We start from the raw sequence: 24,940 nt of genomic DNA on the forward strand, positions 1-24,940 counted from the left end.
CTATGAAACCTGACACCCTGCCGCTACCGCTGAGGCGGATCGGCGAGGCGATCTCCTCGCGGCTCGCCGATGCTCACCTTGCGGGCGTCGTGCGCGGGGCCGCGTTCGTCATGGGCATCCGCGTTGCGGGCGCCGGTATTGCGCTTCTCAGTCAGGTTCTGCTCGCCCGCTGGATGGGTGCTTTCGAATACGGCATCTTCGCCTATGTCTGGGTCTGGGTCGTCATCCTCGGCATCGTCGTGCCGATGGGTTTCGGCACCTCGGTTTTGCGTTTCGTGCCCGAGTACCGGACGAAGGAACGGTGGCGGCGTCTCGCGGGCGTTCTCCGCGCTTCGACCTTCGTCGTGCTCGCGCTCGGGCTCGTCACGGCGCTGCTCGGCGTCGCCTTGCTCTGGGCTGTGCGCGATCACGTCGAGAGTTATTATTTCCTGCCTCTGGTGGTGGCGCTTCTCTGCGTTCCCGCCTTCGCGCTCACCGATTGGCAGGAGGGCGCCGCGCGCGCCTTTGGGTGGGTCAACCTCGCCTATATCCCGTCCTACATCATTCGTCCGCTCGGCATCGTGCTGATCGCCGGCGGCATCGTGCTTTTCACCGGTCAGGCGACGGGCCTGCAGGTCACGCTCGGCGCGCTCGGCGCCACGCTTCTCACCCTTGTGGCGCAGCGCCTTTTCCTTTCGCGCCGGGTGGCGCGCACAGTGCCGCCTGCGCGGCCGGTCTATCATCTCCGTCACTGGGTCGCGATTTCGGCGCCGCTGGTGCTGGTGGAAGGTCTCTTCCTCATCCTCGTCAACACGGACATCGTTTTGCTCGGCTATTTCGTCGAGCCAGACCAGATCGCCGTTTATTTTGCGGCCACGCGCATCGCAAACCTGATGGCGTTTATCTGCTTCTCGCTCTCGGCGCTCGCAGTGCCGAAATTCGCCGAGCTGCATGGGGCGGGCAAGCGCGAGGAGTTGCAGACCTTCATGCAGGGCGTCATCCAGTGGATCTTCTGGCCGACGCTTGCCGCTGGTGTTTTCCTGTTGCTGATCGGTCCTTTTGCGCTCGGCCTTTTTGGCGAAGGCTTCGAGGCGGGCTATCCGCTGCTCTGGCTTCTGACGCTCGGCTTTCTTGCGCGTGCCTCGACCGGGCCGACTGAGTATCTGCTCAACATGACCGGCCACCAGAATGCGGTTGCCTGGGTCTATGGTGCTGCCGCTGTCGGAAACATTGTTCTCAACATCGCGCTCGTTCCCTCGTTCGGGCTTATGGGCGCCGCCGCCGCCACCGCCATCACGATCGTCGGCTCGACGGTTTGTCTGGCGGTCATCGTGCGCCGCCGTCTCGGTATCACCGCTTTTGTTCTTGCCGGCGTGCCGCGCCGCTTGCTGGCGGCTGCGTAAAAGGAACCTCATGACAGATCTTCGACATCATTCGTTCCTGCCGGGCTTCCTGCGGACCTCCGCCGCCGACGATGAGGCGCTCTCCGTTGTGAGGCTGAGCCACGCGGCGCGCTACATGTATGGGCACCCGCCAAGCGCGGATGTGATCGTACTCGAAAGCGCGGATGCGCTTGCGCCATATCGCAAGGAGATCGATGCGCTTGCGGCGACCTCCACAGACACCAATACGCAGTTCGAAAGCGTGACGCTCGCGGCGGCGATGGAAAATCTGCAAGGGGGCAGCTCCGTCCGCGTTGCATTGCTGTGGAGCGATGCGGCGGGCGACGGTATGCGCGTCCTGATCGGCCTTGTTCCCTACGTTGCGCCGCGCGGATATTTCGGCCTTCCCGTTCCGGTCATACGCGTCTGGGAACATATCCACAGCTTCATCTCCACGCCGCTCCTCCGTATGGGGTACGAGCAGCTCGCTATTCGCCGTTTTCTTTCTTTCGCCGACCGTTCGGGCGCGGCACTCATCCAGTTTCCGAATTTCGAGGCGGATGGCGCCTTTGCCCGCGCGCTTCGGGATGTCGTCGAACTGCAGCACCGCGTCTGCCGCGAGACGGACCGGCACGAGCGGGCTTTCCTTCAGTCGGACCTCGGCGAAGAGGAATATCTCGCCACGCATATGCGCAAGAAGAAGCGCAAGGAGTTCAATCGTCTCTGGAACCGGCTTGCGGAGCTCGGCGATCTCGATTTCACGACGCATGATGGCGGCGCGGATGTCGGCGGCTGGGTGAAGGCGTTCCTCCAGCTCGAAGCCAGCGGATGGAAAGGCAAGCGCGGCACCGCCTTGAAGGCTCGCCCCGACGAGCGGAAATATTTCGAGCAAATCTGTATCGGCGCTGCCGCGGAAGGCAAACTTCATTGCACTGAAATTACGCTCGACGGCAAGCCGCTGGCGATGCTGGCGAGTTTCCGCGCCGGTGCCGGTGTCTATACGTTCAAGATAGCCTTTGATGAGAGCTATGCGAAATACTCGCCCGGCGCGCTTCTCATGATGAAGCTGATCGGCACTTTTCTTCGCGATGAACGCACGGCATGGGTGGATTCCTGCGCCATCCCCAATCACCCGATGATCGACCACATCTGGGCGCAGCGCCGTCCGATGCGCAGTGTGCTCGTGTCATCCGGTAATCGTTTCAGCAAACCGCTTGTTTCCTATGTCGCCGCCATGATGCGCATCGCCGATCTGGCGCGCGCCAGGCTGCGTGTCGTCTACGCCCGGATCCGCAAGGAGATAGAGCATGACCAGGCTCATTGAGATCGAACAAGGCAGCGTCACAACGCCGATGCCGCTCAAAACCTTTCGCGTTGGGCATCACCTTGCCGATCATCCGCTTTTCTCTCTCGACCGGCTTGCCCGCCTCGCCGGGTCGCTGCCGGCCGATCAGGTTGAATTCAACGGACCGGTCATGCCGAACCAGGATCCGAACCTCACGCCGTCGAACGGCCTGACGCCGGAAGAGACCGTGCGGCGCATCGAGGAGACGAAATCCTGGATGGTCATCAAGAATGTCGAAGCCGATCCCGAATACAAGGCGCTGCTCGATGCCTGTCTCGATCAGGTCGCGGAGCAGACGGGTGGTTTGATGGGCGGCGCGCGCCAGCGGCAGGCATTTATTTTCGTCACGTCGCCAGGCAATGTGACGCCTTATCATTCGGACCCTGAACTCAACTTTCTTCTTCAGGTGCGCGGCTCGAAGCGCATGTCGATTTTCGACCATCGCGACAGGGAGGTCGTCAGCGCGGAGAACACCGAGCTCTTCCCGGGCAAGCACCGCAATCTGCCATATGAAGACGGTTTCGAGGCGAAAGCGACGCATCAGCATATCGCGCCGGGCGAAGGCATCTTCGTGCCGATCTTCGACCCGCATTGGGTGAAGAATGGCGATGCCGTATCGATTTCATTTTCGATTACCTGGCAGACGGAAGAGACAGAGCGCCTCGTCAAGCTCGCCTATGTCAATGCCGTCCTGCGAAAGCTCGGCTGGCCGCAGCAGGATGCGGGCACGCATGAAACATGGGACGATGTAAAGGTTGCTGCCTACAACACGCTTCGCCCGGTCTATGACGCCGTGAAGAAACTGGTCGGCGACAAACGAAAGGCGCTCGCGCTTTTCTTCGGCCGCAAGGCGGCGGCGCCCGCGACGGTCTGACCCCCGTTTAGCGGGCGGCGATTGCCGGCCGCGAGGTATGAGGCGGATATTCGTTGAGACCGTCGGTGGCGTAGCGGCGATACCGCTTGAGATTGACCCGTGTCAGCAGAAGGCCGACGCGGCGGCTGCTCGCTGCCGACAGCAGCTTCAGCGCGCGGGCCACGATGCGCCGGTTGGTCGACGACCACTTCACCACCAACACCGTCACGTCGGTAATCTTCGCCAGCACCTGCGCGTCGGCGGTCGCCATCGCGGCGGGTGAGTCGATGATGATGTAGTCATAGGTCTGCTGAAGCGCGTTCAATACCCAGAGCATCTGCGATGAGGCAAGGGCCGCCGTCGGGTTCGGCACCGGCGTGCCCGCCTGGATGACATGCGCATAGCTTGCATTGTCCTGCCGGATCACGTGCTGGAAGGCAGCGCGGCCGACAAGGAGGTCCGCAAGGCCAGGCTGCCGCCGAGCGCCGAGTGCTTCATGAAGCGAGGGATCGCGAAGATCGGCATCTATGATGACGGTGCGATAGCCCCCCATCGCAAAGACGCGGGCAAGACTTGCCGCCGTCGCCGTCTTGCCTTCGCCTGCGATGGCGGATGTGACGAGAACGGTGCGCGCGCGGCGGTCGCCGACGCGAGCCAGCAGCACGTGTCCTTGCAGGGCACGGATGGCTTCGGCATAGAGCCCGGCCGGATCGCGCACGATGTCGAGAGCCGGATAGACGCTGCCTTTCTGCGTTTCAAGTTCCGGCACGAGTCCGAGGAAAGGCATGCCGGTCGCCCGCTCGATCTGGTCGCCGGCGCGGAAGCCGCGTGAGAAGGCTTCAAGGAGGAAGGCAACGAGGAACGAGAAGATGAGCCCGGCGATGGTGGCGAGTGTCAGCGCGGCGCCCGTGCGCGGAAATGTCGGCTCGCTCGGCTGCTGTGCGCGGGAAACGATGCGTGCATTCGCTGCCTTGCTGTCCGCTTCGGCGCGGGCATTGGCCTCTTCGTAGCGGCGGAGAAAGGACTCGAGAAGTGACCGGTTGGTGTCGGCGTCGCGCTGCAGGGCGCGCAGCTTCACTTCATCCTGGTTCACCTCGCCCATTCGGCGCTGAAGGCGATTAAGGCTGTCGCGCAACGAATTGACGCGCGCCCCGGCCACGCGGGCCTCGTTTTCCAGCGCGTCGATGACCTTGTGGACTTCCTTTTCGATCTGCCTGCCGAGGTCGTCCAGGTTTGCCTGGCTTTCCTGCATGCGCGGATGCGTCGGCAGCAACGTCTCGGACATCTGGGCGATCTGCGCCCGCAGCGCGACTTCCTGCTGGCGCAGGTTCTGGATCAGCGGCGACTGCAATACTTCCGCGGCGGAGTTGACCGCATTCCCGGAGGCGAGAAGGGAGCGCGCATTGGAGAGCTTGGCCTGTGCGGCGGCGCGGTCTGCCTCGGCGACCGAGAGCTGGCTGTTGAGGTCGGTCAACTGCTGTTGCGGCAAGGTCGAGCCGTTTGTCAGGAAGAGGCCGGACTTGGCCCGGAACGCTTCCACGGCCGCTTCCGAGGCTTGCACCTTGACGCGCAGTTCCGCGATCTGGCTGGCGAGCCACCTGGCGGCCTCGCTGTTGACGCCGGCTTTCTGTTCCACTTGTTGCGCGATGTAAAGCTCCGCCAGACGGTTCGGTACGATGGCGGCCATGCGCGGATCGGCGGAGGTGAAGACGATCGCGATCACGCGTGAATTGATCTTCTGGAAGACCTCGAGCCGCGAGAGCACGACATCCGTGATTTCCTCGATGTCGGTGGGCTGCTGCCGGTCCCGGAGGCCGAAGGCCACCGCAATACGGCCGAGGAAGCCCGGCGCCCGCAAGGCCGGATTGAACTCGGGATGAGCTGCCAGTCCGAGATCGGTAATCAGCCGCGCTGCCAGAGGCCGCGACGTCAGTACCTGAATTTCGCTTTGAAGGGTCTCGTTGTCGGGCAGCGATGGCGTGCTGTCCGCGTCGAATGTCGAGATTTCGCCAGCGCGTGGCGACAGCATGATGCGTGTCTCGACTGTGTAGGTCGGCACGACCGTCATCAGCCAGAAGATCGCGACGGCCATGAAAGCCACGAAGGTACAGGCGATGATCTCCTTGCGGGCCCAGACGCCGCGCAGCACTTCCCATGGCGAAATGTCGCCCACGGCGTTTTCATCCGGCGCCGCTCTGCGCCGGTCGCCGAATGAGACTACGGGACTGATAGGAGTATCGGTCATACGTTCCGCTCGCAGGCGCCGTTCCCGTCCGCGCGACAGGGTTGCGAAAACGGTCGTGGCGCCACGTTCAAATCCAGCCCGTAGTAGACGGGTTTTTGGTAACGGAAGACTTAACGGTAGAGGCCGGATAATGGCGGAAGCCAAGGGAGAGCCCGGCGATTTCGCCATCCGGGGGTGAGGGAGCAGTCCCGAATTGCCAAAAAATTAACCGTTCCGGCATTAGCGTCTGTTCCGGAATTCCCGGTACCCGGTAAGAGAGTCTGCCCCATGAACGCCCGTCTCGCACTCGTCTTGATGGTCATCGGCGCCTTTGCCGCCGGCTGCGCGGAGCGCGGCCTGATCGCGGAGCGCCCGATCGTCCCGGAAAGCGAAATCTACCGGCTGGACACGGGCGACCAGCTTCGCGTTGTGGTGTTCGGACAGAGCGACCTCAGCGGCGATTTCACGGTCGACGGTACGGGCGCGATCTCGATGCCCTTGCTGCCGCCGCTTGTTGCGCGGGGAATGACGACGGATGAGTTCGAGCGTGCCGTTGCGGACGAACTAGGCGCAAAACTGCTGCGCAACCCGAATGTCAGCGTCCAGGTCACGCAGTTCCGGCCCTTCTTCATTCTCGGCGAGGTTCAGCGCGCCGGGCAATATCCCTTTGTAAACGGCATGACGGTGCAGAGCGCCGCGGCCATTGCCGGCGGCTTCACCTATCGGGCGGATGCCGACCGGGTGAAGATCACCCGCAACCGGGGCGACCGTATCGTCGAACTCGGCGTCGACAGCAATGCGCCGGTAATGCCGGGAGATACGATCCTTGTGAAGGAGCGCTATTTCTGATGGCGTCTCCCGCGCATAGCGAAAATCCGCACGCCGTGCGCAAGGTGCTGCATGTGATGCGCCTGCCGATGGGCGGGCTCTTCCGTCATGTGCGGGATCTGGTGGCCGGACAGCAGGCCGCGGGCATCGCGGCGGGCGTCATCTGCGCGGAACCGCCGGCGGATGATGGCGTCTCCGCGAGGCGGCTTGCCGAGCTTGCGCCGAAATGCGGCCTCGGTCTCCATGTCATACCGATGGGGCGGCTGCCGGGCGTCGGCGATGCCGTCAATATTCGTGAAGTTCGGGCGCTGGCCGATTGGCTGAAGCCCGATGTTCTTCATGGCCACGGCGCCAAGGGCGGTATGCTTGCGCGCCTTGCGCCGCGCGACGGCGCCCGCGTCGTCCGTGTCTATACGCCTCATGGCGGTTCGCTGCACTACAATGCATTGAGCCCGCAGGGCTTCGTCTATCACACGGCCGAACGCCTGATGCGCCGCCGCACGGATGGTCTCATCTTCGAATCCGAATTCAGCCGCGCCGCCTATCTCGCCAAGATCGGCCGTCCGGGTGCGCCTACCGCCGTCATTCACAACGGGCTGACGGAAGACGAATTCCTGCCGGTGCCTCATGGCGACATGGCTGCCGACTTTCTCTTCATCGGCGAACTTCGGATGCTGAAGGGCGTCTCCACACTGATCGAAGCTGCTTCGACATTTTCGCGCCCGGTGCATATCCGTATCGTGGGCGCGGGGCCGGACCGCGCGCGTTTCGAGGAATTGGCGAAGACCGCCGGCTCCGCCGCCCGGTTCGAGTTCATGGGCGCGATGCCGGCGCGCGAAGCTTTCAGGCTCGGCCGCATTGCGGTCATGCCGTCCTGGAATGAATCGCTTCCCTATGTCGCGCTCGAAACCGCCGCTGCCGGTATCCCGCTCATCGCGACGCGTGTCGGCGGCATGGCGGAAATCTTCGGCCCGGATGCGACACGTCTCGTACCTGCGCAAAACGCTTCGGCGCTTGCCGCCGCCATGATGGCTGCCCTTGCCGATCCCGAAGCGGCTGCAGCTTCCGCCGCTCGTCTGCGCGCACGCGTCATGACGCATTTTTCGGCGAGCCAGATGGTCGAGGGTGTGAACGGATTTTACGACCGCCTGCTCGAAGCGCGGAAGGCGCGGCTTCTCGCGCATACCGGGCGTTTGGCAGCAGCGCCTGTCGCGCCGGGCCTCACGGGTGCGGGGCAATAGCGTGGACGGCTGGCAAACCGGCGGCTCCGCCCCCGCGCGGCCCATGCGCGGCCCCTCGCTCGCAATCCGTATCGGCGAAGCTTTCCTTTTCCTGGTTCTGTTGACCGGCTTCTACGTGAAGTCGCAGCAGGGACAGGATCAGCCGACGCCTTACGACATCCTGATGGTCGGAACCGTCGGGTTGTTCTTTCTTCTCGGGCTCAGGCTGCCGCGCGGTCTCGGCTGGCCGGCGGCGCTATGGGGTCTCGTCGTTATCGGCTATGGCATCGGCGCGATGGATGCGCTTTTTCTCGACCGCGTGAAGCCGTCTCTGATGGTGACGGTCTATCTGATCGGTTCATTCCTCTTCTTCGCTTCCTTCGTCTATGCGGATCCGGCGCGGCGTCTCACGCAGATGTTCTGGGCCTATACGGCGGCGGCCTGCGTCGCGGCATTTCTAGGTGTCGGCGGATATTTCGGCGTCTTGCCGGGGTCGGAGAGCTTCCTCGTCTTCGGCCGCGCCACCGGCACCTTCAACGATCCGAACGTCTTCGGCCCTTTCCTTGTCGCGCCGGTCCTCTTTCTGGGATTGAAGCTGAGCGAGGCCCGTTCGCTCCGCGCGCTCTGGATGGTGGCGCCGCTCGGCCTGCTGGTGCTCGGACTGCTTCTCAGCTTCTCGCGCGGCGCGTGGGGAAATCTGCTGCTTTCCGGCATTCTCTTTTTCGTGCTGACGCTCGCCACCTCGCGGTCGCCGCGCCAGACCTTCCGTCTCATCGGCTTCGGTGCGCTCGCGGCCTTCATCATGGTGGCGGTTGTCGGCGTTGCACTGTCGAGCCCGAAAGTCTCGGCGCTCTTCAGCGAGCGTGCGTCGCTCACGCAGAATTACGACACCGATCCGCAGCATGGCCGTTTCGAGAGCCAGGCTCGCGCCTTCCAGATGGCGCTCGACCGGCCGTTCGGCATCGGCCCGGCGCAATGGGCCATCCTCAACAATCTGGACACCCATAACGTCTATCTGCATGTCCTGGTGGCCGGCGGTTTCCTGTCGGGCCTTGCCTTCATCGCCTTCCTGCTCATGACGGCGGTCAGGGGCTGGCGGGCAATCTCGATGGAGAATCAGTTCCAGGGGCTGCTGATCGTCGTCTATGCGGCCTTCATCGGCCATATCGCCGAGGCGATGATCATCGACATCGACAGCTGGCGGCACTTCTATCTGCTTCTGGGGATGCTCTGGGGGGCTGTGCTCGCCGCCGAGAGGCGGGGCGTTGCCCGGCGGCAAATGACCGCCCCGCGCGCCGCGCCCGGAATTTCGGGTGCATCGGCGGCGGTTTCCGGCTTCCGCGTCTAGCGTCTTTCCGGATCGGGATAGTGGAGGCCACGCCCGGAATCGAACCGGGGTGCACGGATTTGCAGTCCGCTGCGTAACCACTCCGCCACGTGGCCTTTCCCTCCGGCGCGAGCCGGGTAGGGCGGGCGGGGTATAGCAATTCCGCCGCCCGGGTACAACGATCATTAGACCGCGCACATTTCCGGGCCGTTAACGGGCCCTTGCGGGGCTCTTTCGCGCTCCGGCGAATTGAGTTTAGGCGTCCGGGCCAGTATAAAGCGCCGGGAACCATCCTCTTCGCGCCATTTCCGGGACAGCCCTCTAGGACAGCTCATGACCGACTTTGCCGCCGCCCGTCACAACATGGTCGAAAGCCAGGTGCGCATCAATTCGGTGACGGACCGGCGCGTGATCGACGCCCTGTCGGCGATCCCGCGCGAGCGTTTCGTTCCGCAATCGAGCCAGGGCATCGCCTATATGGACGAGGACGTCCGTATCGCCGGCGGCAAGCCGCCGCGTTTCCTGATGGAACCGCGTGTTTTCGCGAAGATGGTGCAGCTCGCGGAAATCGGCCCGGAAGACCTGGTGCTCGATGTCGGCTGCGGCACGGGCTATTCGACGGCGGTTCTCGCGCGCCTTGCCGGTACTGTCGTCGCTCTCGAATGCGACGAAAACCTCGCCGCCAGTGCTGGCGCCACGCTGTCCGATCTCGGTGTCGACAATGCGGCGGTCCTGCCCGGTGCGCTTACGGAAGGTTGCGCGAAGCAGGCGCCCTACGATGTCATCTTCATCAACGGCATGATCGGTTCGGTGCCGGATGCATTGCAGAACCAGCTGCGCGACGGGGGCCGTCTCGTTGCCGTTGTCGGCGACGGCATTTCCGGCCGCGCTCGGCTCTATGTCCGCTCGGGCGAAACCTTCAGCGGACGCGATGCCTTCGACGCCAATATCGGCTTCCTGCCCGGGTTCGAGCCGGTCGAGAGCTTTGTTTTCTGAGAAGTGATGGCACTTTGCATCTATTCCAGACAATTCTTCGGCCCTCTGGCAATAGCAATTCTCTCTTCCTACCTTTAGCCTGCCGAAGACTGGTTCACTGCGGAAGCGTTGAGGGACGAAGCCGCCTCTTTTGCGAGAGCAACGATAATGAAACGACCCACTAAGTCCCTGAGCCGCCTCCTTTCGCTCGCCCTCGGCACGACGGCCCTGACAGGCTTTCTTGCCGTTACGCCGGCTTCCGCCGAAAACCTCATCGATGCCTTGACCGCGGCCTATGCCACCAACCCGACACTGCAGGCGCAGCGCGCCCAGTTGCGCGCCACCGACGAACTGGTGCCGCAGGCGCTGTCCGGCTGGCGGCCCAACCTGCAGGCGCAGGGCGCATATGGCGTTACCAGCACCGACACCACGCTCAATAACGGCGCCAGCGCGCGCGACGATCTCCGTCCGCTTTCCGGTTCCGTCACGCTCAGCCAGAACCTCTTTGCGGGCGGGCGCACGGTCAACGCGACCGATCAGGCCGAGGCCTCGGTGCAGTCCGGCCGCGAGTCGCTGCTGAGCGTCGAGCAGACGACGCTGCTGAATGCCGTGCAGGCCTATATGAACGTGATCCGCGATCAGAGCGTTCTTGAGCTCAACCGTAACAACGTTGAAGTGCTGAAACGCCAGCTCGATGCGACAACGGACCGTTTCCGTGTCGGCGAGCTCACGCGCACGGATACCGCCCAGTCGGAAGCCCGTCTCAGCCTTGCCCGCTCCAATCTCATCGCCGCCGAGGCGCAGCTCACTGCGAGCCGCGCCTTCTACGAGCGCATCGTCGGCCAGCTTCCGGGCACGCTTGAGAAGCCGAACCGTCTCGAGGGACTGCCGGCCACCGAGGAAGAAGCCAGGGCACTGGCCGCGCAGAACAACCCGTCACTGCGTGCCGCGCGCTATTCGGAAGAAGCGAGCCGTGAGGCGATCAAGGTTGCCAAAGGTGCGCTGCTGCCGAGCTTCGACGTTCAGGCCCAATACCAATATGGCCGTGATCCCTCGTCCACGATCCGCGATGTCGAGGAAAGCTCGCTGCTCGGCGTGCTGACCATCCCGCTCTACCAGAGCGGCGTCGAGTATTCGCGGGTCCGCGAGGCGAAGGAAATCAACAATCAGAGCCGCCTCCAGATCTATGCCGTGCAGCGCCAGGTCGATGAAGCGGTGCGGAATGCCTGGGAGCAGCTTCGCGCCAGCCGCGCCAGCATCACTTCCACCTCCGAGCAGGCCAATGCGAGCAATATCGCGCTGGAAGGCGTGCGGCAGGAATCCGAAGTGGGCGCCCGCACCACGCTCGACGTGCTCGATGCGGAGCAGGAATTCCTGAATGCGCGCGTTGCGCTGGTCAGTGCCGAGCGCGATCTGGCGGTCGCCGAATATGGGCTTCTCGCCGCGATGGGCCAGTTGACGGCGCGCAATCTTGAATTGCCGGTCGAGTATTACGATCCCGAAGCGAATTATGGCGAGGTCCGCAACAAGTGGATCGGCTTCGGTACCGCCAGCGGCGAATAGGCATACCGTCCACAGATAAATTCCGGGAGAATTAAGGGGAAGTTGGCAAATTTGTTCAACTTCTCCTAAGGTTCTCTTGTTATTTATGAGGTTGCGGACAAGCGCGGAACCGCTGGACTCGAAGCTGGACGGAACGACGGATGAGTAATCAAGGCTCGGCACAGGAACCGACGATGGAGGAGATTCTCGCCTCCATCCGGCGGATTATCTCGGAAGACAGCGGGCCCGAGGAGGGTGCGCAGGCGTCCGAGGTTGCTGCGCCCCCGCCGGCTCCCGAATCCCTCTATGAAGAGCCCGCACCGGAGCCGGAGCCTGTCGAAGACGACATTCTGGAGCTGACCGAGGCCCTGCCGGAGGAGCCGGCCGCGCCCGCGCCGACCTATATGCCGGAACCCGATTTCAACGACGATGACATCCAGTTCGCCGATCCGGTCCCCCAGCCTCAGCCGGAGCCCGTGGCGGAGCTGGAACCGGTCTATCAGCCGGAACCGGAGCCCGCCCCGGCGGTTGCCACCGGTATCGCGCCGCAGCCCGAGCCGGTTGCCGAAGACGAACCTGAAACCGCCTTTGAGGAGCCTGTCATGAGTGCCGATTCGGCCCCGAGCAAAGCTTCCCCGCTGCTGTCGAGCGACACCGAATCCGCCGCTTCCGCGGCCTTTGGTGCCCTGGCCAATTCCCTCATGACCTCATCCGGCGGCTCACGCACGCTGGAAGAGCTGGTGGGCGACCTGCTTCGCCCCATGCTCAAGGAATGGCTCGACGAGAACCTGCCCTCGCTGGTCGAGCGGCTCGTCGCCGAGGAAATCGAGCGGGTAGCGCGTCGCAAAGGCTGACGCCCCCTCTCGCTTCATAGTCTCCAATGCTTGATAGGGTGGCGCGGCCTGTGTAACACAGGCGCAGCGCCGCCCTTTTTTGCGCGCTTTTCCACGGATAAATCTCATGCTCGACAAGACCTTCGACCCGCAGGATGCCGAAGCCCGGCTTTACAAGCTCTGGGAGGAAAGCGGCGCTTTCCAGGCCGGCGACCCCGCGCGGGTAGAAGCGGGCGCCAAGCCCTATTGCATCGTCATCCCGCCGCCCAACGTCACCGGCAGCCTGCATATGGGCCATGCGCTCAACAACACGCTGCAGGACGTGCTGATCCGCTTCGAGCGGATGCGCGGCAAGGACGTGCTCTGGCAGCCGGGCCTCGACCATGCGGGCATCGCCACTCAGATGATCGTCGAGCGCCAGCTTGAAGGCGAGGGCAATATCCGCCGCCGCGACATGGGCCGCGATGCCTTCATCGAGCGCATCTGGAAATGGAAAGGCGAGAGCGGCGGCACCATCATCGGCCAGCTCCGCCGCCTCGGCGCCTCCTGCGACTGGAGCCGCGAGCGTTTCACGCTGGACGAAGGTCTGTCGAAAGCCGTGCTGAAAGTTTTCGTGGAGCTTTACCGCGAAGGCCTCATCTATCGCGACAAGCGCCTCGTCAACTGGCACCCGGAACTTCAGACCGCCGTCTCCGATCTCGAAGTCGAGAATATCGAGGTGAAGGGCCACTTCTGGCATTTCCGCTATCCGCTCGCGGATGGCGTCACCTATGAGTGGCCGCTTTTCGACGAGGAGGGTAATCCCGCCGGCACCGAAACGCGCGACTACATCGTCGTCGCCACCACGCGCCCCGAAACGATGCTGGGCGACACCGGTGTCGCCGTGAACCCGGAAGACGAGCGTTACAAGTCCCTCATCGGCAAGTTCGTGGAGCTGCCGCTGGTCGGCCGCCGCATTCCGATCGTCGGCGACGAACACGCGGACCCGGAGCAGGGTTCCGGTGCGGTGAAGATCACGCCCGCACATGACTTCAACGACTTCGAGGTCGGTAAGCGGCAGGGACTTGAGCAGATCAACATTCTCAACCCCGACGGCAAGCTCAACGACGAAGTGCCGGAGCCTTATCGCGGCATGGACCGTTTCAAGGCGCGCAAGCAGGTCGTCGTTGACATCGAGGCGCTCGGTCTCCTCGACCGCATCGAGGACAAGATCGTCATGGTTCCGCATGACGAGAAATCAAAACTGGTCGTCATCGAGCCCTATCTCACCGACCAGTGGTATGTCGACGCGGCGACGCTGGCGAAGCCCGCCATTGAAGCGGTGGAGCGCGGCCAGACCGTCTTCGTGCCGAAGAACTGGGAAAAGACCTATTTCGAGTGGATGCGCAACATCCAGCCCTGGTGCATCTCGCGCCAGCTCTGGTGGGGGCATCGCATTCCGGCATGGTATGGGCCGGACGGTCATGTCTTCGTCGCCTATAGCGATGAAGAGGCCGCCGCCGAAGCGGAAAAGCACTACGGCAAAAGCGTCGAACTCACGCGCGACGAAGACGTGCTCGACACATGGTTCTCCTCCGGCCTCTGGCCCTTCTCCACGCTCGGCTGGCCGGACAAGACGCCGGAACTCGCGCGCTATTACAAGACCGACGTGCTCGTCACCGGCTTCGACATCATCTTCTTCTGGGTCGCCCGCATGATGATGATGGGTCTGCACTTCATGCAGGAAGTGCCGTTCCACACCGTCTATATCCATGCGCTGGTCCGCGACGAGAAGGGCCAGAAGATGTCGAAGACGAAGGGCAACGTCATCGACCCGCTGAAACTCATCGACGAATACGGCGCCGACGCGCTCCGCTTCACGCTGGCCGCCATGGCCGCGCAGGGCCGCGACATCAAGCTTGCGACATCCCGCGTCGAAGGTTACCGCAATTTCGGCACCAAGCTCTGGAACGCCGCGCGCTTCTGCGAGATGAACGAATGCGCCCGCGTAGAGGGTTTCGATCCCGCGAAGCTCAGCCAGACGGTCAACAAGTGGATCGTCGGCGAGGTTGCGCGCACCGCCGCCGAAATCACGGAAGCCATCGAAGCCTACCGCTTCAACGACGCGGCGAACGCGGCCTACAAATTCGTCTGGAACGTCTTCTGCGACTGGTATCTCGAATTCATCAAGCCGCTTTTGATGGGCGACAATGAGGAAGCGAAAGCCGAAACCCGCGCCACGGCCGCCTGGGTTCTCGACCAGATATTGCTGATGCTCCATCCCTTCATGCCCTTCGTCACCGAAGAGCTCTGGCAGCGCACGGGCGAAGTTGGCCCGAAGCGCGAGACGCTGCTCGTCAAGGCGGCATGGCCGCTTCACACAGGGCTCGGCGATGCCGCGGCCGACAAGGAGATGGATTGGGTGATCCGCTTCATCACCGAAATCCGTTCCGTCCGTGCCGAGATGAATGTGCCGGCGGGCGCCAAGATCGCGCTTCTCATCAAGGATGCGAGCGAGGAAAGCCTCGCGCGCTTCGAGCGTCACCGCGACCTCATCATGCGCCTCGCGCGTCTCGAAAGCGCTGTGGTGACGACATCCGTTCCGGAAGGCGCGCTTCAGCTCGTGCTGGACGAAGCGACGCTGATCCTGCCGCTCGCAAACCTCATCGACGTGGCCGCCGAAACCGCGCGTCTCCGCAAGGAACTCGGCAAGCTCGAAGACGAAGTGAAGAAGATCGACGCGAAGCTTGGCAACGCCAAATTCTTGGCGGGTGCGCCGGAGCAGGTCGTCGAGGAGCAGCGCGAACGCAAGGCCGACGCACAAGCGGCGATGGCGAAGTTCAACGAGGCGCTGAAGCGGCTCGCGGGCGCTGCCTGAAAAATAGTGTCATCCCGGCGAAAGCCGGGACCCAATCCACATTGAGCCTTGTTCCGAAGATGAGGATGGAGTGTGGCTTTTAAGGCCGTGCACAGCCGCTCTTGCTGAGGGAGCCAATGGGTCCCGGCTTTCGCCGGGATGACACCTATGGGGTGGTGCTTCCCGCGTTCCTCACCCCCGCAACAGCGCCCCCCATATCATCAGTGCCACGGTGATGCCGCCGATGATGGCAAGTGCGGGAATACCGAAAAGATAGAGCAGGAAGAAATACGAGAAGGCGCCGCCGAGAAGGCCGAGTGTGATCCACAAGACTGTGATGCCGAGCCAGAGCAAAACCGGCAGCAGAATCACCAACACCGCGACGATTGCAATCAGCGCAATCGGATCGAGAACAAACAAATATCCCTGCATGCCAGGTTTCCTTCTGGCGGAGCAACTGTGACGAAAACGCCCGGAAGAGTCAGTGGGTTCCTGCGGATCGGAGATTTCATTCTCAATCGAATCAAAAAATAAAGGCGGTTCCCTCGGGAACCGCCTTTCTTAACTCGCATACTGAATTTCAGGCGGCGGGCGCGTCGCCCTGCGTGCGGCGTTCGTTCATGAACTGATCGAACTCCTGCTGATCCTTCGCGCGGCGCAGGCGCTCCATGAAGTCGCCGAAAGCCTTCTGCTCTTCTTCCAGCTTTTTCAGCATGTCGTCCCGGTAGCTGTCGAAGGCGGTGTTGCCGCTCGACCGGCGATGACGGCGATAGTTCGATGCGCAGCCGCGCATGCCGTCGCGTTTCCATCCCTGCATTTTTCCGCTCCAGATCATGTAGAAGAGAAGGGCGAGCCCGATCGGCCAGAAGACGATGAAGCCGATCACCATCATGGCAATCCATGCGCCTTTCGGCAGGTCGTCCAGCATTGCGGCGGTGGGCATCGAGGGGTCCTCCAGTGGGTTCCGAATTGAACACAGATGACAGGTGGATATTGCCGTCCCCTGCGTCAAGGCGCCGCACGCCGATTTTCCGCCAAAGCCGCATGGCTTTCTGCCAAACGAAAAAAAGGCGGCCCGCAGGCCGCCTTTTCCTAGTCCGCGAATTGCTGCTTATGCGTCGAACATGATGACAGAGCGGGCCAGTTCGCCGCGCTTCAGTTCGTCGAAGGCTTCGTTCACCTGGTCGAGCTTGATGCGGCGCGAGATCATCTGGTCGAGCTTCAGCTTGTCCGACATGTAGAAATCGACGAAGCGCGGCATGTCGACGGGGAAGCGGTTCGAGCCCATGGTCGAGCCCTGGATGCGCTTCTCGCCGAGGAAGTCGGCGCCGTGCAATTCGATGTGAACGCCGACGGGGATCATGCCGATGACATTCGCCGTGCCGCCGCGCGCCAGCATCCTGAACGCCTGTTCCGTCGTCGCCTTGAGGCCGATCGCCTCGAAGGAGTGATGCACGCCGCCATTGGTGAGGTCCATGACCTGCTTCACCGGGTCGCCATCCTTCGCGTTCACGACATCCGTCGCGCCGAATTCCTTCGCAAGGTTCAGCTTCGAGCCTTGCGTGTCGATGGCGATGATGCGGCCCGCGCCTGCAATGGCCGCACCGTTGATGCAGGCCAGGCCGACGCCGCCGCAGCCGAGCACGGCCACGGTCTCGCCCGGCCGCACATTCGACGTATGGATGACGGCGCCCACGCCCGTCGTCACCGAACAGCCGATCAGCGCCGCGCGGTCGAGCGGCATGTCCTTGCGGATCGCCACGCAGGCATGTTCATGGATCAGCATTTGCTCGGCGAAGGAGGAGAGATTGAGGAACTGGTTCATCGCGCCGGGCACGGCGCCGAGGCGGGGTTCTTCTTCCGCCTGCCGTTTCGTCTCCGGGCTCACGCAGCGCGACAGGTGGCCGGTCAGGCAATGTTCGCAATGGCCGCAAAAGGCGGAGAGGCAGGTGATGACGTGGTCGCCCGGCTTGACCGTGCGGACTTCCGAGCCCACCTGCTCCACGACGCCGGCGCTCTCATGGCCGAGCACGGCGGGGAGCGGGTAGGGGTAGGAGCCTTCCACGAAATGGAGGTCCGAATGGCAGACGCCCGCCGCCACGGTGCGGATCAGCACTTCATGGGGCCCCGGCTTGTTGATTTTCACATCTTCGATGGCGAGCGGCTGGCCCACCTGGCGCAGAACGGCGGCTTTCATGGCAATTTCTCCCTGTGTCCGGATTATGTGGTTCGGTGAATTCCGGTTGGCCGCGATGTTCCCCCGCCGCGCCGCCCCGGTCAACAAGGCGATTTCGAGAATCCCTCGCGAAAACGTGGCGGCTTTGGGGCTTTATCCCCGGCGGCCTTCCCCCTAGTATCCGGCCAACTTTCATCCCGAGAAGCCGGAGGCGCCCCCTGCAAAGGGGTGCGCGAGTCACATGGACGCCAAGACATTCGACAAATCGAAACTGCCGAGCCGCCACGTCACGGTCGGGCCGGAGCGCGCGCCGCACCGGTCCTACTACTATGCGATGGGCCTCACCGAGGAAGAGATCAATCAGCCCTTCGTCGGCGTGGCGACCTGCTGGAACGAGGCGGCTCCCTGCAACATCGCGTTGATGCGTCAGGCGCAGTCGGTGAAGAAGGGTGTCAAGGCCGCCGCCGGCACGCCCCGCGAATTCTGCACCATCACGGTGACGGACGGCATCGCCATGGGCCACCAGGGCATGAAATCCTCGCTCGCCAGCCGCGACGTGATCGCGGATTCGGTCGAGCTCACCATGCGCGGTCATTGCTACGACGCGCTGGTCGGCCTTGCCGGCTGCGACAAGTCGCTGCCGGGCATGATGATGTCGATGGTTCGTCTCAACGTCCCCTCCGTCTTCATGTATGGCGGCTCGATCCTGCCGGGCCATTTCAAGGGCAAGGACGTCACCGTGGTCGACGTCTTCGAGGCGGTCGGCCAGCACTCGGCGGGCAACATGGAAGACGAAGAGCTGCATGCGCTCGAATGCGTCGCCTGTCCCTCCGCCGGCGCCTGCGGCGGCCAGTTCACGGCCAACACCATGGCCTGCGTTTCGGAAGCCATGGGCCTCGCGCTGCCGGGTTCGGCGGGCGCGCCTGCGCCTTATGAGAGCCGCGACGAATATGCGGAAGCCTCGGGCCGCGCCGTCATGCACCTCCTCGCCAACAACATCCGGCCGCGCGACATCGTCACGCGCAAGGCGCTCGAGAATGCCGCCGTCATCGTCGCGGCGACGGGCGGTTCGACCAATGGCGGGCTTCATCTCCCGGCCATCGCGCATGAAGCGGGCATCGATTTCGACCTGATGGAAGTCGCCGAAATCTTCAAGAAGACGCCCTACATCACCGACCTGAAGCCCGGCGGCAATTACGTCGCGAAGGATCTTCACGAGGCGGGCGGCGTTTCGATGGTCCTCAAGGTGCTGCTCGATGGCGGCTATCTCCACGGCGATTGCCTCACCGTCACCGGCCAGTCGCTCGCAGACAACCTCAAGGACGTGAAGTTCAACCCGGACCAGAAGGTCGTCTATCCGCTGTCCAATCCGCTCTCGCCCACCGGCGGCGTTGTCGGGTTGCAGGGCTCGCTCGCGCCGGATGGCGCCATCGTCAAGGTCGCGGGCATGGAGAAGGATCATCTCCGTTTCTCCGGTCCGGCGCGTTGCTTCGACAGCGAAGAGGAATGCTTCGAGGCGGTCGACAAACGTCAGTACAAGGAAGGTGAGGTTCTCGTCATCCGCTACGAGGGACCGAAGGGTGGCCCCGGCATGCGCGAAATGCTCTCCACCACCGCCGCGCTTTACGGCCAGGGCATGGGCGACAAGGTCGCGCTCATCACCGATGGCCGCTTCTCCGGCGGCACGCGCGGTTTCTGCATCGGCCATGTCGGCCCGGAAGCCGCCGTCGGCGGCCCCATCGCGCTGATCGAGGATGGCGACATCATCACCATCGACGCGGAGAACGGCACCATCGATCTCGAAGTCGACGAAGCCGTGCTCGAAAAGCGCCGCGCGAACTGGAAGCCCCGGGAGACCATGTACGCCTCCGGCGCGCTGTGGAAATACGCGCAGCTCGTCGGCACCGCCCGCAAGGGCGCCGTCACCCATCCGGGCGGCAAGGCGGAGAAACATGTCTATGCGGATATCTGAGCGGATACTTTGATTTCCACCCGCCCCTTAGGGGCGGGTCGACAAAATTCGAGCGAAGCGAAGAATTTTTCAGGGCGGGGGCTCTGCCTTGCGGCTTACCCCGCCCCGAAATTTGTGCCGCTGGCGCGCCTCAAATTTCGACCCTCCCCCAAGGGGAGGGTGGCAGGACGCTGGAAATGGGCGTTATTGCCTCCGGCCATGACGCCGCCCTCTTTTTCCGGCACACTGGCCAATCCTGTGGTTCTCCCGAGGTGCTCATGACCGCCCGTAAAAGTCTCGCCGCACTTGCCGCCGCGCTTGGCCTCAGCTTCACGCTGGCGGGCGGCGTCTTTGCCGATCCGCTGCCGGAAACGCAGGCTGCGTTCGATCGTGGCGTCGCGGCTTATCGCTCGGGCAATGCCGAGGGTGCGGTGGATGAGTGGAAGGAAGCGGCTGAAGGCGGGCACACGGGCGCTGCCTGGCTCCTCGCCAATCTCTACGACAAGGGTGCCGGCGGCGTCGCGCAGTCGGATGCGAAAGCCTATGAATATTACCTGCTCGCCGTGCGCGGCGGCCAGCCGGAAGCCGCCGTCCGCCTCGGCGTCATCTATCTCAGCGGCAATGAGGCCATCGGGCTGAAGCGCAATTACGAGCAGGCGCTGCGCTCCTTCGAGGCTGCCTCCCTCGCGCCCCGGGCCGATGCGCAATATTATCTCGGCATCATGCATCGCCGGGGCTGGGGCACGCCGGTCGACCGCACGGAAAGCCTGCGCTGGCTCCTCCTCTCCGCAAAGAAGCGTTACGGTCCCGCCCTCACCGAACTCGGCCGCGTCTACATGGAAGGCGAGGGCGTGGAGCGAGATCGTGTCGAAGGCTGGAGCTATCTCCTCCTCGGCAAACGCTTCGGCACGCCGGAACAGGGCGCCGAAGCCGACGCGCTGATGGAGAAATACGATGGCTGGATGAAGCGCGGCGAAAAAGACAGCGCCCGCGACATGGCCGACACCTGGGTCTCCGCCCATGGCGGGGCGTGAGGCCGCAAACCTTCGTTTTTGTACCTATTCTTCCACCCTCCCTCAGGGGGAGGTTGGGAAATGATGGCATTTGAGTTCCCTACCCGAACACCACCTTCTCCTCGCCCCACCAGAGCGGCGACTTCGTGAAGTCGATGAATTTCGCCTCGTCTTCGTAAAGCTGCCGCCCGGCATCGACGCCTTCGGGCGAGGCGAGCGCGGCGGCGAGGTCCTCGGCGCTTTCCCACCAGAGCTGCGCCACGCCGTCATAGATCGCGGGCGCCTTGTCGAGCCCGCCGCCCCGCGCCTCGCGGATGCCGTCGCTCAAACTTTCTTCCCATGAATGAAGCTGAACATAACGCCTGATCCGCAGCGCCTCGCGGTGGCTCTTTACCAGCGGCGCGTGCTTGTTCCGCCAGTAATCCTGAAATTCGGCGAGCGAGAGCCTGGGCAGGCGGGTCAGGCAGAAGGTGAGCTTGATCATGGTGTCCCGTTTTTCTTTCCTGTCATTGCCGGGCTTGACCCGGCAATCCAGTGCTAGGAATCTCCGGGTTGCCGCCCAACTTGCGGTCGCGACCCGAGCAAATCTTACTGCATACTGTCATTATCGGTCTTGCTCGATAACCCTGGATGCCCGGGTCAAGCCCGGGCATGACGACAAAAATAAAGATGGAGCAAACCGGAATGCGCATCGCCGTCGGCGGCTTCCAGCACGAGACCAACACTTTCGCGCCGTCAAAGGCCGACTATGCCGCCTTCGCACAGGCTGATTCATGGCCGGCCTTGCAGCGCGGTGAGGCGCTTCTCTCCGCGTTCACCGGCATGAATGTGCCGGTCGCCGGCTTCATCGACGCGGCAAGCGCATCCGGCCACCGGCTCGTGCCGCTCGTCTGGTGCTCGGCCACGCCTTCCGCGCAAGTCACCGAAGATGCGTTCGAGCGCATCGCCGCCATGATGATCGAAGAGCTGAAATCGGCCGGGCCGCTCGATGCCGTCTATCTCGATCTCCACGGCGCCATGGTGACGGAGCATTTCGACGACGGCGAGGGCGAGTTGCTGCGCCGTGTGCGCGAGGCGGTTGGCGAGGGCGTCCCGGTTGTCGCCAGCCTCGATCTCCATGCCAATGTGACGGAGGAGATGGTCGGCTTTTCCGATGCGCTGATCGCCTACCGCACCTATCCGCATGTCGATATGGCGGAGACCGGCGCGCGCGCCGCGGCCCATCTCGATGCGATGTTCGCCGGCCTGCCGCATCAGGCAAAGGCCATGCGCAAGCTCGATTTCCTGATGCCGCTCACCGCGCAATGCACGCTCACCGAGCCCTCGGCGCATATTTATGCGGAAGTTGCCGCGCTTGACGGCAAGACCATCGGCAATGGCCGCGTCAGCAGCGTTTCATTCTGTGGCGGTTTCGCGCCTGCGGACATTCCCGGCTGCGGCCCTGCCGTCATCGCCTATGCCGATACGGAAGCGGCGGCGGAAGAAGCGGTCGCGCGCATCGCGGGTGAGATCGTCGCCTGCGAAAAGGATTTCAGTGAAAAGCTCTGGAGCGCGCGCGACGGCGTCGCTTATGCCATCGCAAATGCCGAGCCGGGCAAGGGCCCGGTCATCCTGGCCGACACGCAGGACAATCCCGGCGCTGGCGGTAATGGAGACACCGTGGGCATCCTCGCCGAGCTGATCGCGCAGGATGCGCAATCGGCCGCGCTCGGCGTGTTGTTCGATCCCGAGAGTACCGCGGAGGCAGCGGCGGCGGGCGAGGGCGCGCGTCTTTCTCTCCGCCTCGGCGCGAAGACGGGTGGCGCGCCGGAGGAAAAGCCCATCGAACATGAGTTTGAAGTCGTGCGCGTCACCGATGGCGAGTTTCTCGCCACCGGCCCCTTCTATGGCGGCTCGCGCATGTCGCTCGGCACCACGGTCCGTCTGCGCACAGGCGGTGTCGAAGTCGTTGTCGCCTCGCGCAAGGGGCAATGCGCCGACCGCGAGATGCTCCGCCACACCGGCATCGAGCCAACGGAGCTCGGCATCCTCGTCGTCAAAAGCTCCGTCCACTTCCGCGCGGATTTCGGGCCGATGGCAAAGGAAGTTCTCGTCGTCGAAAGCCCGGGTCCGAACATCGCGGACCTGGCGAAGCTTCCCTACACGAAACTCCGCAAGGGCATTCGCGTCATGCCGATGGGCAAGGCATTCGGCGCATAGCGTTAGGCGACGGAGAGTTCCAGCGTTTCCTGCGCCGAGTAGCGCGAGAAGTGATGAAGAGCCAGTTCGCCTTCGACGAGCGCATTCGCCGCCTTGCCGAAGGCAGTCATATGCGCGGTTTCGAAATGCGCGTCGAAATCTTCTTCCGAGCGCCAGCTTTCATAGATGAACCAGATGTCGGCGTCGTCATGCGACTGATGGATCTCGAAGCAGAGGCAGCCCGGCTCGGTGCGGGTCGGCTGGATGAGGGTGCAAAGTTCGCGGCCGAGAGCAAGCGTCTTGCCGGGAAGCGCGCGAACGAAGGAAATGTTCGTGATTTCGATCATGGCATGATCCTCGGGGTCGGACAGGCGCGCGGGGATGCGTCGGCCTGTTGAGGCTAATATGCAGGACGGGTCGCCATAGCGGATAGACCGGAACTCGGCGGTTCTTGCACAATCCTCCGCCATTGGCCTGCTGGGCGGGACGGGGTGGCAAAAGCGGCGTATATTGAAGTCAATCGGCAGGGTGGCAACCCGCTGTTTTTACACATAAACACGAGGCCGACGACAATGGACAGGCTTTCCGAACTGGCTTCATTGATTGATCGATACGCGCCGGAGCATGGTTCCGCACCGACGGCGCTGCCCCGGCTTCATCTCGCCCGCATGGAGAAGCCGACCGACCCGATGCATATTCTCCAGGAGCCCGCGCTCTGCATCGCGGCGCAGGGCCGCAAACAGATGATCCTGGGCGACCGCCTCTATTCCTACGAGCCGTCGCACTACCTTCTCGTCTCGGCTGACCTCCCGGTCGTCGGCTGCGTGATGGAGGCGAGCCCGGAGAAGCCCTATCTCGGCATGCGCCTCGACCTGTCGCCGGCGGCGCTCGCGGCCCTCATGCTCGAAATGGATGGTAACGGAAAAGCGAGCGACGCACCCGGCTCCGGCATTCTCATGAGCCCGCTCACCGAACCGCTGCTCGATGCGGCGATCCGGCTTGTCCGTCTTCTCGATGACCCGGCCAGCGCGCCGATCCTTGCGCCGCTCATCGAGCGCGAGATCCATTACCGGCTCCTCATCGGCGACCAGGCGATCCGTCTCCGCCAGATCGCGCTTGCCGACAGCAAGTTCAATCAGGTCAACCGCGCCATCTCCTGGATCAAGCAGAATTATGCGCGGCCCTTCCGCATCGAGACGGTCGCGGCGGAGGCGCGCATGAGCCCGTCCTCGCTGCATGAACATTTCAAGGCCGTCACCGCCATGAGCCCGCTGCAATATCAGAAGCAGATCAGGCTGCAGGAAGCGCGCCGCCTGATCGTCGGCGAGGCCGTCGATGCGGCGACAGCCGCGCATCGCGTCGGCTATGACAGCCCGTCGCAATTCAGCCGCGAGTACAACCGCCTTTTCGGCGCCCCGCCCATCCGCGATGCCGAGCGCCTCCGCGCCGCGCCGGAAGCAAGCGCTGCAGTTTGAACGAAGCCGTCAGAGCACATCCAGTTCCCGCAGCAGCTTCTTCGCCAGCGGCACGCGCAAACCGACCTGTTCCTTATCATCCATGTCGATGTTGAGCGCGAAGCTGTAAATCTTTCCCTCGCGCTCCACCCAGCCCACGAACCAGCCGATATCCACTTCGTCGTCGTGGAAGAGCCAGCCGGTCTTGCCGTAGAGCTTCGCGCCGCCGATCTCTTCCATCAGCAATATCTCGCGCACCATTTCCTGGCTGCGGTTCGACAGCGGCAACGTGTTCGTCGCAAGCGCCGTGACGAAGCGCGCCTGTTCGTTGGCGCTGATCTCAAGCGGCCCATCGAGCCAGAAGCGGTCGACGACCGTTCCCGGATCGCGGTTTCCGTAATCGAGCTTTGACAGCATCTCTTTCATGCGCTCAAGGCCGATCCGCCGCGCGACTTCCTGATAGACCGGCACGTTTGAAACGGCGATGGCCTTCCTCAGGCTCATGTCCCGCTCCCATTGCTTGAAGGGTTGCGGCTTGCCGCCATAGGGCAGCACCTCGTCCACGTCCGCCACGGCGCCGGTTTCAAGCGCGATCAGGCTGTTGGCGATCTTGAAGGTCGAAGCGGGTGGAAAGCGCCGTTCCGCGCGTTCGGCATCGACCGCCGTGAGTTCATCCTTCTCCACATCGAAAAGAACGAAAGTGCCGTTCACGCCCTCGGCCTCGAACAGCGTTTCGAGATCGGTGCGTTCGCCTGCCGCCGCATTTCCGGCAACGGCAAAAAGAAGAGTGGCGGCGAGTCCCGCCCGCAACAAAGCCAAACCCA

At 63.4% G+C, this 24,940-nt stretch carries 21 protein-coding genes and 1 tRNA gene; 14 read left to right on the forward strand and 8 right to left on the reverse strand.

The window, feature by feature from the left end:
• Positions 1-2 precede the first annotated feature (2 nt).
• The 3 genes from PLAV_RS15235 to PLAV_RS15245 are packed head-to-tail and all read left to right on the forward strand — an operon-like array spanning position 3 to position 3,580.
• Positions 3-1,382, forward strand: coding sequence for a lipopolysaccharide biosynthesis protein (locus PLAV_RS15235; protein ID WP_012111924.1), 1,380 nt, complete (start codon positions 3-5; stop codon positions 1,380-1,382).
• A 10-nt stretch (positions 1,383-1,392) separates the two neighbouring features.
• On the forward strand, positions 1,393-2,685 hold the full coding sequence (locus PLAV_RS15240; RefSeq protein WP_012111925.1) for a GNAT family N-acetyltransferase: 1,293 nt from the start codon (positions 1,393-1,395) through the stop codon (positions 2,683-2,685).
• The gene (locus tag PLAV_RS15245; protein ID WP_012111926.1) at positions 2,669-3,580 is read left to right on the forward strand and encodes a cupin-like domain-containing protein; all 912 of its coding nucleotides are present in this window, start codon (positions 2,669-2,671) and stop codon (positions 3,578-3,580) included. The genes PLAV_RS15240 and PLAV_RS15245 overlap by 17 nt, the downstream gene beginning before the upstream one ends.
• Before the next feature lie 7 nt (positions 3,581-3,587).
• Here the strand turns inward: PLAV_RS15245 and PLAV_RS15250 are convergent, their stop codons facing one another.
• Positions 3,588-5,804, reverse strand: coding sequence for a GumC family protein (locus PLAV_RS15250; protein ID WP_012111927.1), 2,217 nt, complete (start codon positions 5,802-5,804; stop codon positions 3,588-3,590).
• 267 nt (positions 5,805-6,071) lie between these two features.
• On the opposite strand from PLAV_RS15250, the gene PLAV_RS15255 reads away from it, so the two are divergent.
• The 3 genes from PLAV_RS15255 to PLAV_RS15265 are packed head-to-tail and all read left to right on the forward strand — an operon-like array spanning position 6,072 to position 9,179.
• Entirely contained in the window at positions 6,072-6,632 is a 561-nt protein-coding gene (locus PLAV_RS15255) for a polysaccharide biosynthesis/export family protein (protein ID WP_012111928.1), read from the forward strand.
• Entirely contained in the window at positions 6,632-7,852 is a 1,221-nt protein-coding gene (locus tag PLAV_RS15260) for a glycosyltransferase (protein WP_012111929.1), read from the forward strand. The genes PLAV_RS15255 and PLAV_RS15260 overlap by 1 nt, the downstream gene beginning before the upstream one ends.
• A gap of 1 nt (position 7,853) precedes the next feature.
• A complete protein-coding gene (locus tag PLAV_RS15265; protein WP_012111930.1) occupies positions 7,854-9,179 on the forward strand; it encodes an O-antigen ligase family protein in 1,326 nt (441 codons plus the stop codon).
• Positions 9,180-9,200: 21 nt separating this feature from the next.
• Here the strand turns inward: PLAV_RS15265 and PLAV_RS15270 are convergent.
• Positions 9,201-9,274, reverse strand: a tRNA-Cys gene (locus PLAV_RS15270).
• 217 nt (positions 9,275-9,491) lie between these two features.
• On the opposite strand from PLAV_RS15270, the gene PLAV_RS15275 reads away from it, so the two are divergent.
• The 4 genes from PLAV_RS15275 to PLAV_RS15290 all read left to right on the forward strand — a co-directional run bounded on the left by PLAV_RS15275 (position 9,492) and on the right by PLAV_RS15290 (position 15,365).
• Positions 9,492-10,154 (forward strand): protein-L-isoaspartate O-methyltransferase family protein, encoded by a 663-nt coding sequence (locus tag PLAV_RS15275; protein ID WP_012111931.1) that lies wholly within the window; start codon positions 9,492-9,494, stop codon positions 10,152-10,154.
• A 147-nt stretch (positions 10,155-10,301) separates the two neighbouring features.
• Entirely contained in the window at positions 10,302-11,696 is a 1,395-nt protein-coding gene (locus PLAV_RS15280) for a TolC family outer membrane protein (RefSeq protein ID WP_012111932.1), read from the forward strand.
• Positions 11,697-11,869: 173 nt separating this feature from the next.
• Positions 11,870-12,529 (forward strand): DUF2497 domain-containing protein, encoded by a 660-nt coding sequence (locus PLAV_RS15285; RefSeq protein ID WP_012111933.1) that lies wholly within the window; start codon positions 11,870-11,872, stop codon positions 12,527-12,529.
• Between the two features lie 106 nt (positions 12,530-12,635).
• The gene (locus PLAV_RS15290; RefSeq protein WP_012111934.1) at positions 12,636-15,365 is read left to right on the forward strand and encodes a valine--tRNA ligase; all 2,730 of its coding nucleotides are present in this window, start codon (positions 12,636-12,638) and stop codon (positions 15,363-15,365) included.
• Between the two features lie 171 nt (positions 15,366-15,536).
• On the opposite strand, the gene PLAV_RS15295 is transcribed toward PLAV_RS15290, so the two are convergent.
• The 3 genes from PLAV_RS15295 to PLAV_RS15305 form a co-directional block, all read right to left on the reverse strand.
• On the reverse strand, positions 15,537-15,776 hold the full coding sequence (locus PLAV_RS15295; protein ID WP_012111935.1) for a hypothetical protein: 240 nt from the start codon (positions 15,774-15,776) through the stop codon (positions 15,537-15,539).
• 148 nt (positions 15,777-15,924) lie between these two features.
• Entirely contained in the window at positions 15,925-16,287 is a 363-nt protein-coding gene (locus PLAV_RS15300; protein ID WP_012111936.1) for a DUF2852 domain-containing protein, read from the reverse strand.
• Between the two features lie 168 nt (positions 16,288-16,455).
• The gene (locus PLAV_RS15305; protein WP_012111937.1) at positions 16,456-17,541 is read right to left on the reverse strand and encodes a Zn-dependent alcohol dehydrogenase; all 1,086 of its coding nucleotides are present in this window, start codon (positions 17,539-17,541) and stop codon (positions 16,456-16,458) included.
• Positions 17,542-17,761: 220 nt separating this feature from the next.
• Here PLAV_RS15305 and ilvD point away from each other — a divergent pair, with 220 nt between their 5' ends.
• Together ilvD and PLAV_RS15315 are read left to right on the forward strand one after the other, a co-directional pair.
• Positions 17,762-19,492 carry a dihydroxy-acid dehydratase gene (gene ilvD, locus PLAV_RS15310; RefSeq protein ID WP_012111938.1) on the forward strand — a complete coding sequence of 577 codons (1,731 nt, stop codon included), beginning with the start codon at positions 17,762-17,764 and terminating at the stop codon, positions 19,490-19,492.
• A 257-nt stretch (positions 19,493-19,749) separates the two neighbouring features.
• A complete protein-coding gene (locus PLAV_RS15315) occupies positions 19,750-20,505 on the forward strand; it encodes a tetratricopeptide repeat protein (RefSeq protein ID WP_168713209.1) in 756 nt (251 codons plus the stop codon).
• A gap of 79 nt (positions 20,506-20,584) precedes the next feature.
• On the opposite strand, the gene PLAV_RS15320 is transcribed toward PLAV_RS15315, so the two are convergent.
• Positions 20,585-20,968, reverse strand: a complete 384-nt coding sequence (locus PLAV_RS15320) for an EthD domain-containing protein (RefSeq protein ID WP_012111940.1) — start codon at positions 20,966-20,968, stop codon at positions 20,585-20,587.
• A gap of 167 nt (positions 20,969-21,135) precedes the next feature.
• Between PLAV_RS15320 and PLAV_RS15325 the strand changes: the two genes are divergently transcribed.
• Entirely contained in the window at positions 21,136-22,683 is a 1,548-nt protein-coding gene (locus PLAV_RS15325) for a M81 family metallopeptidase (protein WP_012111941.1), read from the forward strand.
• Positions 22,684-22,685: 2 nt separating this feature from the next.
• Here PLAV_RS15325 and PLAV_RS15330 read toward each other — a convergent pair whose 3' ends face one another.
• Positions 22,686-23,009: a putative quinol monooxygenase gene (locus PLAV_RS15330; RefSeq protein WP_049767805.1), complete on the reverse strand. Its 324-nt coding sequence runs from the start codon at positions 23,007-23,009 to the stop codon at positions 22,686-22,688.
• A gap of 225 nt (positions 23,010-23,234) precedes the next feature.
• Here PLAV_RS15330 and PLAV_RS15335 point away from each other — a divergent pair, with 225 nt between their 5' ends.
• Positions 23,235-24,137, forward strand: a complete 903-nt coding sequence (locus tag PLAV_RS15335) for an AraC family transcriptional regulator (protein WP_012111943.1) — start codon at positions 23,235-23,237, stop codon at positions 24,135-24,137.
• Between the two features lie 9 nt (positions 24,138-24,146).
• Here the strand turns inward: PLAV_RS15335 and blaOXA are convergent, their stop codons facing one another.
• On the reverse strand, positions 24,147-24,926 hold the full coding sequence (gene blaOXA, locus PLAV_RS15340) for a class D beta-lactamase (protein ID WP_041536797.1): 780 nt from the start codon (positions 24,924-24,926) through the stop codon (positions 24,147-24,149).
• Positions 24,927-24,940 lie beyond the last annotated feature (14 nt).

The organism is Parvibaculum lavamentivorans DS-1 (assembly GCF_000017565.1).
GTDB classification, from domain to species: domain Bacteria; phylum Pseudomonadota; class Alphaproteobacteria; order Parvibaculales; family Parvibaculaceae; genus Parvibaculum; species Parvibaculum lavamentivorans.